Annotated in this window: 13 protein-coding genes and 1 tRNA gene; 9 read left to right on the top strand and 5 right to left on the bottom strand. The window is 69.3% G+C overall.

The window, feature by feature from the left end; genetic code table 11:
* Window positions 1-119: 119 nt before the first annotated feature.
* A complete protein-coding gene (locus ABC271_RS16450; RefSeq protein ID WP_412925914.1) occupies window positions 120-1469 on the top strand; it encodes an aspartate aminotransferase family protein in 1350 nt (449 codons plus the stop codon).
* A gap of 33 nt (window positions 1470-1502) precedes the next feature.
* On the opposite strand, the gene ABC271_RS16445 is transcribed toward ABC271_RS16450, so the two are convergent.
* Entirely contained in the window at window positions 1503-1946 is a 444-nt protein-coding gene (locus ABC271_RS16445; protein WP_412925913.1) for an Lrp/AsnC family transcriptional regulator, read from the bottom strand.
* Window positions 1947-1981: 35 nt separating this feature from the next.
* On the opposite strand from ABC271_RS16445, the gene ABC271_RS16440 reads away from it, so the two are divergent.
* Window positions 1982-2947: an alpha/beta hydrolase gene (locus ABC271_RS16440; protein WP_412925912.1), complete on the top strand. Its 966-nt coding sequence runs from the start codon at window positions 1982-1984 to the stop codon at window positions 2945-2947.
* A gap of 72 nt (window positions 2948-3019) precedes the next feature.
* Window positions 3020-4573, top strand: a complete 1554-nt coding sequence (locus ABC271_RS16435) for a Na+/H+ antiporter NhaC family protein (protein ID WP_412925911.1) — start codon at window positions 3020-3022, stop codon at window positions 4571-4573.
* Window positions 4574-4660: 87 nt separating this feature from the next.
* Here ABC271_RS16435 and ABC271_RS16430 read toward each other — a convergent pair whose 3' ends face one another.
* Window positions 4661-5812 (bottom strand): AAA family ATPase, encoded by a 1152-nt coding sequence (locus ABC271_RS16430; RefSeq protein WP_412925910.1) that lies wholly within the window; start codon window positions 5810-5812, stop codon window positions 4661-4663.
* Between the two features lie 119 nt (window positions 5813-5931).
* On the opposite strand from ABC271_RS16430, the gene ABC271_RS16425 reads away from it, so the two are divergent.
* Window positions 5932-6075, top strand: a complete 144-nt coding sequence (locus ABC271_RS16425; protein WP_412925909.1) for a hypothetical protein — start codon at window positions 5932-5934, stop codon at window positions 6073-6075.
* 62 nt (window positions 6076-6137) lie between these two features.
* On the opposite strand, the gene ABC271_RS16420 is transcribed toward ABC271_RS16425, so the two are convergent.
* Window positions 6138-6211: transfer RNA gene (locus ABC271_RS16420), tRNA-Gly, on the bottom strand.
* Between the two features lie 211 nt (window positions 6212-6422).
* Here ABC271_RS16420 and dcd point away from each other — a divergent pair.
* Window positions 6423-7028, top strand: a complete 606-nt coding sequence (dcd, locus tag ABC271_RS16415; protein ID WP_412925908.1) for a dCTP deaminase — start codon at window positions 6423-6425, stop codon at window positions 7026-7028.
* An 87-nt stretch (window positions 7029-7115) separates the two neighbouring features.
* Here the strand turns inward: dcd and ABC271_RS16410 are convergent, their stop codons facing one another.
* Entirely contained in the window at window positions 7116-7973 is an 858-nt protein-coding gene (locus tag ABC271_RS16410) for a MarR family winged helix-turn-helix transcriptional regulator (protein ID WP_412925907.1), read from the bottom strand.
* Between the two features lie 108 nt (window positions 7974-8081).
* On the opposite strand from ABC271_RS16410, the gene ABC271_RS16405 reads away from it, so the two are divergent.
* Complete coding sequence (locus ABC271_RS16405) at window positions 8082-8597, top strand: MarR family winged helix-turn-helix transcriptional regulator (RefSeq protein WP_412925906.1); 516 nt, start codon at window positions 8082-8084, stop codon at window positions 8595-8597.
* A 254-nt stretch (window positions 8598-8851) separates the two neighbouring features.
* Here the strand turns inward: ABC271_RS16405 and ABC271_RS16400 are convergent, their stop codons facing one another.
* Complete coding sequence (locus ABC271_RS16400; RefSeq protein WP_412926183.1) at window positions 8852-10234, bottom strand: MFS transporter; 1383 nt, start codon at window positions 10232-10234, stop codon at window positions 8852-8854.
* 138 nt (window positions 10235-10372) lie between these two features.
* Here ABC271_RS16400 and ABC271_RS16395 point away from each other — a divergent pair, with 138 nt between their 5' ends.
* From ABC271_RS16395 to grpE, 3 genes are all read left to right on the top strand, one after another.
* Window positions 10373-12136, top strand: a complete 1764-nt coding sequence (locus ABC271_RS16395) for a DEAD/DEAH box helicase (protein ID WP_412925905.1) — start codon at window positions 10373-10375, stop codon at window positions 12134-12136.
* 498 nt (window positions 12137-12634) lie between these two features.
* Window positions 12635-14503 carry a molecular chaperone DnaK gene (gene dnaK / locus ABC271_RS16390; RefSeq protein WP_412925904.1) on the top strand — a complete coding sequence of 623 codons (1869 nt, stop codon included), beginning with the start codon at window positions 12635-12637 and terminating at the stop codon, window positions 14501-14503.
* A 12-nt stretch (window positions 14504-14515) separates the two neighbouring features.
* The gene (gene grpE, locus ABC271_RS16385) at window positions 14516-15124 is read left to right on the top strand and encodes a nucleotide exchange factor GrpE (protein ID WP_412925903.1); all 609 of its coding nucleotides are present in this window, start codon (window positions 14516-14518) and stop codon (window positions 15122-15124) included.
* Window position 15125: the final 1 nt, after the last annotated feature.

Here is a 15125-nt window from a genome sequence, read left to right as displayed (position 1 = left end):
AATGCCGTTGCTCGGCACGAAAATTGCGTTCCCGCATGCGATCACTCCCAACGTCGCAATCGCGTTGTGCGCCCTCCTCCCTAGCGTGGCGATCACACCGAAACCGGAGGAACGCACGCATGACCATGACATCCCCGACGCCACCCGCTGTCAGCGCATCGCGGCATCCGGAGGGCTTTTGGGACACCGCTCGACGCCACCTCGTCCGATACGGCCCGGCCGGATTCCTGCCGACCGTCATCGACCGGGCAGAGGGCAGCCACCTCTTCGATGAGGACGGGCGCGACATCCTGGACTTCACTTCCGGTCAGATGAGTTCGCTCCTCGGGCATTCCCACCCCGCCGTCGTCGAGACCGTGACCCGGTCGATCTCCACTCTCGATCACCTGTTCAGCGGCATGATCACCCGCCCCGTCGTCGACTTGGCGCAGGCGCTCGCCGAGACGCTGCCCCCGACCCTCAGCAAGACGATGGTGCTCAGCACGGGCGGGGAGTCCAACGAGGCGGCCATCAAGATGGCCAAGCTGTACACCGGCAAACACGAGATCGTCTCGTTCGATCAGTCGTACCACGGCTCCACCCACGCGGCGGGGGCGGCGACCTACAGCCTCTCTCGCGCCGGTTACGGTCCGATCGCGCCGGGGAACCTCATCATCCCCACGCCGAACCCCTACCGGTCGGTGTTCCGGAACGCCGACGGCGAGCACGACTGGCAGGGGGAACTGGACTTCGGATTCGCGATGGTCGACCGTCAATCCGTCGGCAGCCTGGCCGCGTTCATCGCCGAGCCGATCCTGGGAACGGGCGGTCTTATCGTGCCGCCCGACGGCTACTTCGCGGCGCTCCGCCGAAAGTGCGATGAGCGCGGGATGCTGTTGATCCTCGACGAGGCCCAGACAGGGTTGTGCCGCACCGGCGACTGGTACGCATTCCAGCATCAGGGTGTCGCTCCCGACATCCTGACGATCTCGAAGACGTTGGGGGCGGGTCTCCCGGTCTCGGCCGTGATCACGAGCGAAGAGATCGAGGCCGTGTGCGCCGAGCGTCGTTTCATGTTCACCACGACGCACGTGTCCGACCCTCTCGCCGCCGCGGTCGGTCTCACCGTCGTGAACGTCCTGCGAGACGAGCAGTACGACCTCGTCGCGCGCGAGAAGGGTGCGCGACTGCGTGCCGGTCTCGTCGAGCTGGCAGCGCGGCACGAACACATCGGCGACCTCCGTGGTCGCGGACTCTTCCAAGGCGTCGAGCTCGTGACCGACCGCCAGACGAAAGAGCCCGCGGACGAGTTCGGGACCACCGTCACCGCGGAATGCCTCAAGCGCGGCCTGCACCTGAACATCGCTCAGATGCGCGGGGTGAACAGCATCCTTCGGATCGCCCCGCCGCTCACGACCAGCGTGGAGGATCTGGATCTCGGACTGGAGATCCTGGACGAGTCGTTGACGGCCGCACGGGAGACGACGTGACGACCGCTCATGTCGACTCTGGAGAGGCGGGGCCTATCCCGTCCGTGACTTCAAGCGCAGCATCGGGAAGCGGGACTTCACCTGGCCGATCCCGGGCAGGCGAAGCAGCTTCGACGTGAGGAAGTGCTCGTAGGCGGCGAGGTTCTCCGTCGCGATGACGACCTCGAAGTCGGGTGAGCCGAACATCCGCCTCGCCTCGATGACTTCCGGGTGGGCAACCAGCTCGGCCTCGAAGCGGACCGCGTTCTCGAGGGATTGATCCTGGAGCTCGATGCCCACGAGCACCTCGAAACCTCGACCCACGGCGTCCGGGTTGAAGCTCGCGTGATAACCGGTGATGACGCCGGCCTCCTCGAGGCGCCGAACGCGACGGAGGCACGGCGAGGGCGTCAGCCCGACGGCATCCGCCAGCTCGGTGTTGGTCTGTCGGCAGTTCTGGCGGAGCTGCTCGATTATTGCGAGATCGACCCGGTCCATTGGCACATTGTTGCAGATTCAGAAAGGAAAGAAGTATGGATGCCTCAACCATGGATCCGGACGTAGCCCGCGTCGCCGCCGTGCTCCCCCGCCTCGACATCGCCGATGTCGCCGGGGCGCGCGCGGTCAGCGATGCGCTGCTCGCCCCGCTGCACGCCGCGTTGTCGTACGAGGGAGTAGACGTGACGAGGGTCGCCCTTCCCTCGGAGGACGACCGGGCGGCGGGTTCGCTGCGGTTGATGCGGCCGACGGGCGTCGAGGGCACGACCCCGGTCCTCATCGCGATGCACGGGGGTGGCTTCGTTCTGGGCCGGTCGGAGGACTTCGACTACTTCTGCCTGGAGGTCGTGCGACGTCTGGGGATCACCGTCGCGAACGTCGACTACCGGCTCGCGCCCGAGGCCCCCTATCCCGCGCCCCTCGATGACTGCTTCGCCGCGCTGACGTACGTGTTCGCTCACGCGGCCACGCTCGGGATCGACCCCTCGCGCATCGCGGTTGCCGGATCCAGCGCGGGCGGGGGGCTCGCGGCCGGCACCGCGCTGAGGGCGCGAGACGAAGGGGGGCCGGCCATCATGTTCCAGCTGTTGCTGAGTCCCGCGACGGACGATCGATGGCAGGGGGGCGAAGAGTCCCCCGACCAGCCCTTCGGAGGGGACGACACGGCGGAACGGGTGTGGAACGCGTATCTGGGCCCCGACTACGCCGGCCCGGACGATCCCGATGTCTCGCCCTATGCGGTGCCCGCGCGTGCGCGCTCGCTGAGCGGACTGCCCTCGACGTACATCGCCGCGATGGAGTTCGACCCCATTCGAGACTCCCACATCGACTTCGCCGTGCGCCTCTTACGGGCCGGCGTTCGCGTCGAACTGCACTGTCATCCGGGCACCTTCCACGGCTCCGTGGAACTGGCACCTCTCGCCGAGAGCAGCGCCCGCGTCATGGACGGCCTCATCGAGGCACTCCGCCGTGGCCTCAGGCTGGACAGCCCGTCCGCCTGAACGTCGCGAAACCCCGCTCCACCCATCGTTCGAAGAGCACCACCCGGCCTCACCAACGTTAGGAGTTCCACTGTGTCCGAATTGCGCGATCACCCCCGCCCCGTCCCACCCGACCACGACGCGGCGTTCGTTCCCGCTGACGGGGCTCCCGGGCCCCTCACCTTCTCCATCGGCATCCTCGGGGCTCTCGTGGCTCCGGCGACATTCCTGGTGGGTGTCGTCCTCTTCTTCATGGTCTTCGGGGTATTCGACGTCAACGCTCTGACGGTGTCGGGGCTCGTCGGTCTGTTCCTCGCCGCCCCCCTCTCGCGCTCGTACGGCCGCTATTGGGAGTGGGTCGTCAAGGGCGTCTCCTCCCCGACGTCCGTGAGTCTGCTGGTCTTGTTCCTCGCGATCGGGCTCGTCTCGGCGCTCATCACGCAGGTGGATGTGGCATCCGGTTTCATCTGGCTCGCGCAGAGCGTCGGGATCGGGGGCGGGGTGTTCGTGGCGGTCACGTTCATCATCGTGTGCGTCGTCTCCATGGCGACGGGTTCTTCGCTCGGAACGATGTTCACCGCGTTTCCGGTCTTCTACCCGGCCGGGGTCCTGCTCGGAGCCGATCCGCTCCTCCTGGCGGGGGCCATCGTGTCCGGCGGGTTGTTCGGAGACAACCTCGCTCCCATCTCCGACACCACGATCGTCTCCGCCTCCACGCAGCGGTACCGCCGTCGCAGCGGCGTCGCCGACATCGGCGGCGTGGTGCGGGCGCGCACCCGCTACGCGTTGCCCGCCGCTCTCATCAGCGCGGTGCTCTTCCTGGTGCTCGGTGTCGTCCGGGCCTCGCAGAGCGGATCCGGCGGTGCCGACATCGTCGCGGGGAACCCGCTCAACCTGGTCATGGCCATCCCCGTGGCAGCGCTGCTGATCGTCGCGTACTGGAAGCGCGACCTCTTCCTCGCCGCGACGGTCGGCATCGTGCTCGGCATCGTGCTCGGTCTCGCCACGGGGCTCATGACCCCGGCGGACATCATCGCCCCGAACGCCGAGGGCGCCGTCGGCGGCTTCCTCGTGACAGGTCTGCAGAGCATGCTGCCCATGATGGGCCTCGGGATCATCATCTTCGGGATGATCGGCGTGATGCAGGGGGCGGGCGTGTTCGACTCCATCGTGACTCTGGTCACGCGGTCGCCTCTGGCGCGCACACCGCTCGGGGCCGAGCTGATCATCGGCGTGGGAAGCGCCCTCACCGGCGCGATCTTCGCGGGCGTGAACAGCCCGGCGATGCTCTTGTACGGCCCCGTCGCCGACCGCGTCGGCGCTGTCGCGCAGCTGCATCCCTATCGCCGCGCGAACGTCATGGACTGCTTCACCCTGGGTATCGGGTCCGTCATGCCGATCGGGAGCATCTTCCTCTTGATCGCCAGCCAGCTCACGCAAGGGTACGGGGAGGGCGTGGTCACGCTCTCGTCCACGAGCATCTTCCTCACGTGCTTCTACCCCTTCGCATTGACGGCCGTGATCGCGTTCTCCGTCCTCACCGGGTGGGGCCGCCGCTTCGAGGGGCCCGACGGGATGCCCGTGGCCCGGCCGGATGACTCCGCGCCGAGGGGACACTCCATGGAGCCGGAAGGAGCGGTCGCGTGATCGCGCTCCGCGGGATCTGAAGCTCGTCGTGTCACCGACCGGCGTGGGTGTGCCCAGGGGAGGCGCCCACGCCGGTTCGTGTGTTGCTCATCCCCGCGGGATCGCGATCAGCCCGTCCAGGCCCAGAGCGACACGCACGACCCGCTCCTGCTGCGACGCCAGCAGGCCGAGGAAGTCGCGTTCGATGACTCGGTGGAGGTGGCGGGCGCCGAGGTCGGGGTGGAACCCGGTCTCGGCGAGCCAGCGCGGAACCTCGGGGTCGACCGTCACCCGCCACCCGTGCCTCGAGATGCGCGCGAGGAGGGCGTCGATCTCGGCGGTCGCGATTTCGGCGATCGTGTCGAGCGGGAGCGGCTCGAAGACGATGACCTCGTCGATGCGGTTGCGGAGTTCAGGGGGAAGCGCGGCCTCGATCGCGGCGAGCTGCCGCATCTTCGGGGTCGTGGCCGGTTCGCCGAACCCCGCGGACCGCGTCGCGGACTCGCGGACACCGAGGTTCGAGGTCAGGATGACTGTCGTCTCGGCGAAATCCGCGGTCTGCCCCCGACCGTCGGTGAGTCTGCCGGCGTCGAAGACCTGGAGGAAGGTGTTCCACAGGAGCGGATCGGCCTTCTCGATCTCATCCAGGAGGAGCACGCTGCGCGGTCGGGCGATGACGCGCGTAGTGAGCCACCCGCCGGGCTCGTTGTGACCGGAGTAACCGGACGCGGAGCCCACCAGACGTGACAGCCCGAACTCCCTGTTGGCGTACTCGCTCATGTCGAGGCGAATGAGTGCGTCGACCGTGCCGAACTCGGCGATGGCGAGCTGGGTCGCCAGCTCCGTCTTCCCCACGCCGGTGGGCCCCGCGAACAGAAACACCCCGGCCGGCCGCTGCGGCCGCAGGCTCAGCCCCGCCCGGCGCACGGCCAGGCGATCGACGACCCGGTCGATCGCGGCATCCTGGCCCCGTACTCGACGGCGGAGGGCGTCGCGAATGTCCTCGTTGCGCGGCGACGGCGGGGCGCTGACGGACGGCGACGGGGCGACTTCCGGTGCCGCAGCGGACGGCACGCGCGATCGGATGCGGACGAGCTCCGCCCGATACTCGTCGTACCGATCGTCGAGTCCGGCGATTTTCGCCGTGCCGACGAGGATGTACAGCTCGTCGAGCGTTCGGCTGTTCGGCGACCGGTCGAAGGTCGCGAACCGTTCGGTCAGAAGCCCTTCCAGCCAGGTGGTGACTTCGTCGGATGCCATCCGTCCCTCTTCCTGGACCGTCTGCGACGCGGTCCAGAACGTTCAACCGATCCCGGCGGTATCGGTGGGGATCGGTGGGGATCGGTAGAGCGGATATCGAGTCCGACGAAGGGAACACCATGGACACCGTCACCGCATCCGAGTCCCGCGCGGGTGAGTACACCGCCGCGCATCGTTGCCGCCACTGCGCCCGCGCCTTCTGGGGCAAGCCCGGCTGGAACGCCGTCTCGGTGCGCTGCCCGCGGTGCAGGGGCATCAACTGAACGCCGGGGAAGGACGTGGCTGCGCGGGCTCACCCGTCGACGGAGCCGACCTGTCGGATCTTTGGAGGGGCTGACGGGAATCGAACCCGCGCTGTCTGCTTGGGAAGCAGAAGTTCTGCCATTGAACTACAGCCCCGAGCGCCTGACGGCACTTCCGCCAGCATAACAGCGTCGCCCGTGGCATCCGTGTTCCATGCGGGCGGCCGAGATGCCCTGTGGATGCCGAGATCACCCGTTCCGTGCGAGCGCACACGTTCTGGTCGTCCCGATCGTGGGCGTTCGCGCGGATCGTGTCATCTCGCGGATCGGGCAGGTGCCGCGCGGTGCGTACGCCCTAGGCTGGGCGCGTGCTGCTCTCCGACCGCGACATCCGAGCCGAACTCGCCGACGGACGCCTGGGGCTCGACCCCTTTGATCCGGCCATGGTGCAGCCCTCGAGCGTCGACGTGCGGCTCGACCGCTACTTCCGGCTGTTCGACAACCACAAGTACCCGTTCATCGACCCGGCCGAAGATCAGCCCGAGCTCACGCGGCTCATCGAGGTCGAGCCCGACGAGCCGTTCATCCTGCACCCGGGCGAATTCGCCCTGGGGTCGACCTTCGAGCGAGTGACCCTGCCGGATGACGTGGCCGCCCGTCTCGAGGGTAAGTCGTCGCTGGGGCGGCTGGGGCTGCTCACCCACTCCACCGCCGGGTTCATCGACCCGGGATTCACCGGGCACGTCACACTGGAGCTCTCGAACGTCGCGACGCTGCCGATCAAGCTGTGGCCCGGCATGAAGATCGGGCAGGTCTGCTACTTCCGCCTGACGTCGCCCGCCGAGAACCCGTACGGCTCGGGGCCTTACGGCAATCGGTATCAGGGTCAGCGCGGCCCGACCGCGTCGCGTTCGGCGCTCAACTTCCACCGCACCGACGTGGGCACGAGCGACGCGGGTTCCGCCGGGCGCTGATCCGGCTGTTGCTGTGCGAGAAACGCCGTTCCTCGCGAGAAACGCCGCGTGTGAGCGTTTCTCGCGAGGGCGAGCGTTTATCGGACATCACTCGGATGCCGTGGGCTCACCGGATGCCGACGACTCACGGCCGCGGCTGAAACCAGCGTCGAAGCCGCGCTCGTAGGCACGCTGCACCGCCCGGCGGTCGTCGTGACCGCGGTGGTGTCCGTGCCCGCCGCGACGGGGGTCGCACCCGCGGCCGTGGCCGCGGCCTTCGTGCGCACCCTGGCGGTCGGCGTCGCCGTGCGTGTGGTGGCCGTGGCCTTCGTGCTCACCGTGCCCGCCGTGGCGCTCGGCGTCGGTGTCGTGCTGGCCGCGCCCGCTCGGACCGAAGCCGTGCGCATCCGGGCCGAACCCGCCGCGCACGCCGGGGCCGAACGGCCCGAAGCCGGCGCCGGGGCCGAACCCGCGCCCGAACGGCCCGAAGCCCGCGCCGGGGCCGAAGCCGGGTCCGAATCCGCGGGCGCCCCGACCGGATCCGCGCATCCCGGGGCCGAAGCCCTGGTGTTCGGTCTCGTCGATGCCGAGTGCGGCCGACACGGTGTCGAGGGCGGCGACGAGACGTTCGAGTTCTTCGGCCGGGACGTCGGCGAGGATCGTCGCGCGATCGGCATCCACTCGATCGAGGACCGCGCGGCCCTCGGTGGTCAGCGCCCAGCCGTCGTCGGTGCGCTCGATCCAGCCGCGGTCGGCCAGGCCGGTGAGGCGCTTGCCGCCGCGGGCGAGGCGCTCGGTGATCCACGGGGCGTCGATGCGGCCGTCGATGGCGCGGAGCACCAGGACGGTCTTCGGGTGGAGGTCGCCGTCGCGCAGCTGCGCGAACAGGCGATGGTGCAGCGCGTGGCCGACCGTCGTAAGGCGATGGGCGAGGCTGCGGGGATCCAGAGGTGTGGAGGTGTTCATGGGGGTTTCCTTTCGTGGGCGGGAGATCCGCCGTTGCATGTCATGTGACAACGAATGTACTGTGACATGTATTCCGAATGCTTGTCAAGAGACATGTAAAATCGGCTCATGACCGCCGACCCCGCCGACGAGATCGCCGCCGCCCTCGCGAAGATCCGCGGACGGCGTCCCCGTCCCCCGTTCGGCGGAGGCTTTGGCGGCCCCCACCCGCACGAGCACCGCGGGCACGGTCCGCACGGATTCCCCGGGGGCCCGCCCTGGGCCGACCCCGGCTCGGGGCGGTTCGCCGGTGTCGCCCGGTTGCGTATGCTCGACGCCCTCCTCGCGGCGGGCGGTCCGCTGTCGGTCAGCGAGATCGCCGATGCGGTCGGCGTCGACCAGCCCCGCGCCTCGCGCCTGGTTCAACAGGGCGTGCAGATGCGGCTGGTCGAGCGCGAGCCCGACCCCGACGATGCCCGGCGCCTGCGCGTGCGCCTCACCGCCGAGGGGGAGCGCCTCGTCTCCAGCCTGCGGGGTCGGCGAAGGGATGCCGTGCGCTCCGCGCTGGAGTCCTTCACCGACGCCGAGCGCGCCGACTTCGCGCGCCTCCTCGCGAAGTTCGCCGACGCCTGGCCGCAGGACTGAGCCGACGGCATCCCGTCTCACGCCGTTCCGCTGTGCCGAACTCCTGAGAAATATCGGGTTGCGTGGCCCGCTTGTGGGAATTGCGGCGTTGCGTGCTCGGCGAGGTGCCAAATCTCAGGAGTTCGGCCCGCCTCGCCGCCCGCTCGGCACCCGCCTCGCCGCCCGCCCCCCCCGCACCCGCACCGGCGCCCGCCTCGGCGCCCGCACCCGCCCGGCGCCCGGCGCCCGCGCGGCCGGGCCGCGGCGCAGCCGCGTCAGCGGATCGCGGCCGGGCGGTTCTGCACCGGGATCATGAGCACCAGCCCCACGGCGAGGATCAGCACGATGCCGAGGATGCCGAGGCGGGTATCGCCCGTGAGCCCGACGAACAGCGCGAAGAGGCCGGGTGCGAGGAACGACACCGCGCGGCCCGTCGTCGCGTAGAGCCCGAAGATCTCGCCCTCGCGACCCTCCGGCGTCGCCCGCGAGAGGTAGGTGCGGCTGGCCGATTGGACGGGTCCGACGAAGATTCCGAGGCCGAGCCCGGCCACCCAGAACGCGAGCTGCGACGTGCCGATGAACAGGATCACGCTGCCCAGCACGATGAGCCCCACGAGCGAGAACACGATCACGCGCTTCGGGCCGAACCGGTCGTCGAGGCGTCCCGAGAACATCGTGCTGATCCCCGCGACGACGTTCGCGGCGACCGCGAAGTACAGCACCTCGGTCGAGGAGAATCCGAACACCTGGGCCGCGATGATGGCGCCGAACGTGAAGACCCCGGCGAGTCCGTCACGGAACACTGCGCTCGCGACGAGGAACAGCAGCACCGGCCGGCTGTCGCGCCAGAGCGACCGCAGCGTCCCCCACAGCAGCACGTACGACGCGAAGAACCCGACCCGCACCTGCCGGCTCTGCGCCGGGATCTCGGGGACCCGCACCAGCACCGGGATCGCGAAAACCCCGAACCAGACCGCGGATGCCAGGATCGCCAGCCGCACATTCAGCCCGCCGTCCTTCGGCACGGCGAGGAGGCCCGCGGCATCCGGGTTCCCGAACCCCTGGATGAACAGCACGAGCAACAGGAGCAGCAGGACGATGCCGCCGACGTACCCCATGCCCCAGCCGAAGCCCGAGACCCGGCCGATGTTCTCGCGGGTCGAGACCTGCGACAGCATCGCGTAGTAGTTGACGCTCGCGAACTCGAAGAACACGTTTCCCACGGCGAGCAGGGTCGCGCCGAGGATCAGGTACGCGGGGGTGCCCTCGACGAACACCATCGCGACCATCGCGAGCACGATCACGCCCGTGTTCACGCCGAGCCACAGCTTGCGCCGCCCGGTGCCGTCGCTGCGCTGCCCGAGCACGGGGGCGAGGAGGGCGACGGCGATGCCCGCGATCATCAGGGCGGTGCCGACGATGCTGGCGTTGTCGGCGAGGGCTCTCACCAGTTCCGGGTTGCGGTCGTCCTCGCCGGCCGCGGCCACGATCGCGGGATCGACGAAGTACGTGCTCGCCAGATACGTGCTGAACACGAACGTCGTGACGACCGCGTTGAACGCCGCCGACCCCCAGTCCCACAGGGCCCAGGCCAGGACCGGGCGTCGGCCATCGGTGGAGGGGACGGATGCCGCGGACGCGGCGCCGGGAGACGACATGTCGCTCACGTTAGGACCCTTCGGTGAACGCGCGGAGACCTCGCGCGCGGGCGCGCCGCCGTCGGCGCGTCCGCTCAGGGTAGACCCTCGACCCGCCGCGAACGGGGGTTTCCCGGGCGGGCGGGCTACCGTGGAGTCATGGCATCCGAAACCCCCGTCCCCTCCGCCGAGTCGGACACCCTCCCCGAGCAGCTCACGTTCGCCGATCTGGGACTGGATGCCGCTGTGCTCAAGGCCCTCAAGGACGTCGGCTACGAGACCCCGTCGGCCATTCAGGCCGCCACCATCCCCGTCCTTCTGCAGGGTCGCGACGTCGTCGGCCTCGCCCAGACCGGTACCGGTAAGACGGCGGCCTTCGCCCTGCCCGTGCTGTCGCAGATGGAGACCGGCCACAAGAACCCGCAGGCCCTCGTGCTCGCCCCGACCCGCGAGCTCGCGCTGCAGGTGTGCGAGGCGTTCGAGAAGTACGCGGCGCACATCAAGGGCGTCTCGGTGCTCCCCGTCTACGGCGGTCAGGGCTACGGGCAGCAGCTGTCGGCCCTCCGCCGTGGCGTCGACATCGTCGTGGGCACCCCCGGTCGCATCATGGACCACCTCGACAAGGGCACGCTCGACCTCAGCGAGCTGAAGTACCTCGTGCTCGACGAGGCCGACGAGATGCTGAAGATGGGCTTCGCGGAGGACGTCGAGACGATCCTCGCCGACACCCCGGCCGACAAGCAGGTCGCGCTCTTCTCGGCCACGATGCCGGCGCAGATCCGTCGCATCTCGGCCCAGTACCTCCGTGACCCGGAAGAGATCACGGTCAAGACCAAGACCACGACCTCGGCGAACATCACCCAGCGGTACCTCATCGTGTCGTACCAGCAGAAGATCGACGCCCTCACCCGCATCCTCGAGGTCGAGAACTTCGAGGGCATGATCGTCTTCACGCGCACCAAGAACGAGACCGAGACGGTCGCCGAGAAGCTGCGCGCCCGCGGGTACACCGCCGCCGCGATCAACGGCGACGTCGCCCAGGTGCAGCGCGAGCGCACCGTCAACCAGCTCAAGTCGGGCAAGCTCGACATCCTCGTCGCGACCGACGTCGCCGCCCGCGGCCTCGACGTCGACCGCATCAGCCACGTCGTGAACTACGACCTGCCGATCGACACCGAGTCGTACGTGCACCGCATCGGCCGTACCGGCCGCGCGGGCCGATCCGGGGATGCCATCAGCTTCGTGACCCCGCGCGAGCGGCGCATGCTCACCGCGATCGAGAAGGCCACGCGGCAGCCGCTCACCGAGATGTCGCTGCCGAGCGTCGACGACGTCAACGCCACGCGCCTCACCCGCTTCGACGACGCGATCACTGCCGCTCTCGAGGACACCGCCGCGATCGCGACGTTCCGCGACGTCGTGGCGCACTACGTCGAGCATCACGACGTGCCCGAGGCCGACGTGGCCGCGGCGCTCGCCGTGGTGGCCCAGGGCGACACCCCGCTGCTCCTCCAGGAGGAGACGTTCTCGCAGCCGCGCTTCGACCGCGACCGGGAGCGTCCCTCCCGTGACGGTGGGGGCGCGTCCCGCGACGGTGACCGCGACGGCGGGCCGCGGCGGGAACGCGACGGACGCTTTGCGACGTATCGCATCGCGGTGGGTCGTCGGCAGCGCGTGGAACCGCGTCAGATCGTCGGCGCCCTGGCGAACGAGGGCGGCCTGCGCCGCAACGACTTCGGCGCGATCCAGATCCGCCAGGACTTCTCGCTCGTCGAGCTTCCGGCCGACCTGTCGCGTGACACGCTGAACCGCCTCACCGACACCCGCATCTCCGGCGTCCTCATCGACCTGCGCCTCGATCAGGGCGGCCGCTCCGCGAAGCGCAGCGACCGGCCGCAGCGGCGCGATCGCGATCGGGACTGAGCCCACGGCATCCCTCCGACGCCCTCGCGACCTCTCCGGTCGCGGGGGCGTCGGCGTGTGCGCAGGCCGCGCCGCGCCCGCGAGGCGCGCCCTCCCCCCCCCCCCCCCCCCCGGACCGCGTCCCCCCCCGCCCGCGTCCCCCACCCCGGACCGCGTCCCCCCCCCCCCCGCCCGCGTCCCCCCCCCCCCCCCCCCCCCGGGACCGCGTCCCACTTATTGCGGTTTGGAGCGCTCCCATACGACAACACGTGGGACATGTTCCGCCATAAGTGGGACGAGGGGCCTCGACCGACCGACCGACCGACCGACCGGCCGAGCGCGCGGCGCCGCGGGCGGGCACCCGGCCGCCGGCAGAAGTTGAGCCGATTCATATCAAGTCTCCTTGACGCCCGAAACGCCCTGCGCTAGCCTTGAGTCATCGCGGCTCAACCCGCGCAGCAGACTTTGCACCAAGCCCGAGTCGTGGCATCCGCCCGGCTCATGATCAAGGAGACACATATGCCACGTGCAGTGGGAATCGACCTCGGGACGACCAACTCCGTCGTGAGCGTGCTCGAGGGTGGCGAGCCGAAGGTCATCGCCAACGCCGAGGGCTTCCGCACGACCCCCTCGGTCGTCGCGTTCACGAAGGACGGCGAGGTGCTCGTCGGCGAGACCGCCAAGCGCCAGGCCGTCACGAACGTCGACCGCACCGTTTCGTCCGTCAAGCGTCACATGGGCACGACCTGGACGTTCGACGTCGACGGCAAGAAGTGGACGCCGCAGGAGATCTCCGCGCGCATCCTCCAGAAGCTCAAGCGCGACGCCGAGGAGTACCTGGGCGACAGCGTGACGGATGCCGTCATCACGGTGCCCGCGTACTTCAACGACGCCGAGCGTCAGGCGACGAAGGAAGCCGGCGAGATCGCGGGCCTGAACGTCCTGCGCATCATCAACGAGCCCACCGCGGCCGCTCTGGCCTACGGTCTCGACAAGGGCAAGGAGGACGAGCTCATCCTCGTCTTCGACCTCGGTGGCGGAACCTTCGACGTCTCCCTCCTCGAGGTGGGCAAGGACGACGACTTCTCGACCATCCAGGTGCGCTCGACCGCCGGTGACAACCGCCTCGGTGGAGACGACTGGGACCAGCGCGTCGTCGACTACCTGATCAAGCAGTTCAAGGACACCACGGGCGTCGACGTCTCGGGCGACAAGATCGCCCTGCAGCGCCTCAAGGAGGCCGCGGAGCAGGCCAAGAAGGAGCTGTCGAGCTCGACCTCGACCTCGATCAACCTGCCCTACCTCTCGCTCACCGACTCGGGCCCCGTGTCGCTGTCCGAGACGCTGACGCGCGCCAAGTTCGAGGACCTCACCAAGGACCTCCTCGACCGCACCCGCAAGCCCTTCTCGGACGTCATCCGCGAAGCCGGCGTCAAGGTCGACGACATCGCGCACGTCGTGCTCGTCGGTGGCTCGACCCGCATGCCCGCGGTCGCCGAGCTCGTGAAGAAGGAGACCGGTCGCGACGCGAACAAGGGCGTCAACCCCGACGAGGTCGTGGCCGTGGGCGCAGCCCTGCAGGCCGGTGTCCTCAAGGGCGAGCGCAAGGATGTCCTTCTCATCGACGTCACCCCCCTGAGCCTCGGCATCGAGACCAAGGGCGGCATCATGACCAAGCTCATCGAGCGCAACACCGCCATCCCGACCAAGCGCAGCGAGACCTTCACCACCGCCGACGACAACCAGCCGTCGGTCGCGATCCAGGTCTTCCAGGGCGAGCGCGAGTTCACCCGCGACAACAAGCCGCTGGGAACCTTCGAGCTCACCGGAATCGCCCCGGCTCCCCGTGGCATCCCGCAGGTCGAGGTCACCTTCGACATCGACGCCAACGGCATCGTGCACGTGTCCGCGAAGGACAAGGGCACCGGCAAGGAGCAGTCGATGACCATCACCGGTGGCTCGTCGCTGCCCAAGGAGGACATCGAGCGCATGGTCCGCGAGGCCGAGGAGAACGCGGCGGAAGACAAGAAGCGCCGCGAGTCCGCCGAGACCCGCAACCAGGCCGAGACCCTGTCGTACTCGATCGAGAAGCTGATCAAGGACAACGAGGACAAGCTGCCCGAAGAGGTCAAGAACGACGTCCAGGCCGACGTCGACGCCCTCAAGACGGCTCTCGCCGGTGACGACGACGACGCGGTCAAGACCGCGTTCGACAAGCTGAACGCCAGCCAGGGCAAGCTCGGCGAGGCCATCTACGCCTCGTCGCAGGCTCAGGGCGAGCCGGCCGACCCCAACGTCGGTCAGCCCGGCAACGGCGAGACGCCGAACCCCGAGGAAGACGTCATCGACGCCGAAGTCGTCGACGACGACACCGACGACAAGAAGTAAGCGACAGATCCCATGGCACACAAGGACGACGAACAGCCCCAGGGCTCGGGCGCCGGTCCTGACGAGACGACGGGGCCGGAGGAGAACACCTCCGGCCCCGCGCCGTCGGGCGAGCAGACCCCGGATGCCGAAGGCCTGACGATCGAAGACATCCTCGGCGCCGAGCAGACGCCCGAGGCCGCCGCAGAGGGGGCTTCCTCCGACAAGGAGGCCTCGCTGCTGATCGACCTCAAGCGCCTGCAGGCCGAGTACGCCAACTACCGGCGGCGCACCGAAGAGCAGCGCGAGCGCGAGATCGAGCGCGCCAAGGGCGAGGCCGTGAAGGGCCTGCTGCCCGTCATGGACGACCTCGACCGTGCCGAGAAGCACGGCGACCTCGTCGAGGGCACCCCCTTCTCCGCGATCGGCGACAAGGTGCGGGCCGTGGCCGAGCGCCTCGGCGTCGTCTCGTACGGCACCGCCGGCGAGCCCTTCGACCCGCAGCACCACGAGGCGATCTTCCAGGCGCCCACTCCGGGTGTGACCCAGGCCACGGTGCTCGAGGTCGTCGAGGTCGGTTACCGCCTCGGCTCCGTCGAGCTGCGACCGGCCAAGGTCGTCGTCGCCGTGCCGGTCGAGTAGG

This window comes from Microbacterium canaveralium (assembly GCF_047238045.1).
Lineage (GTDB): Bacteria > Actinomycetota > Actinomycetes > Actinomycetales > Microbacteriaceae > Microbacterium.
Note: the sequence above shows the minus strand (reverse complement) of the source record. Positions and strands in the feature narration are given on the sequence as shown.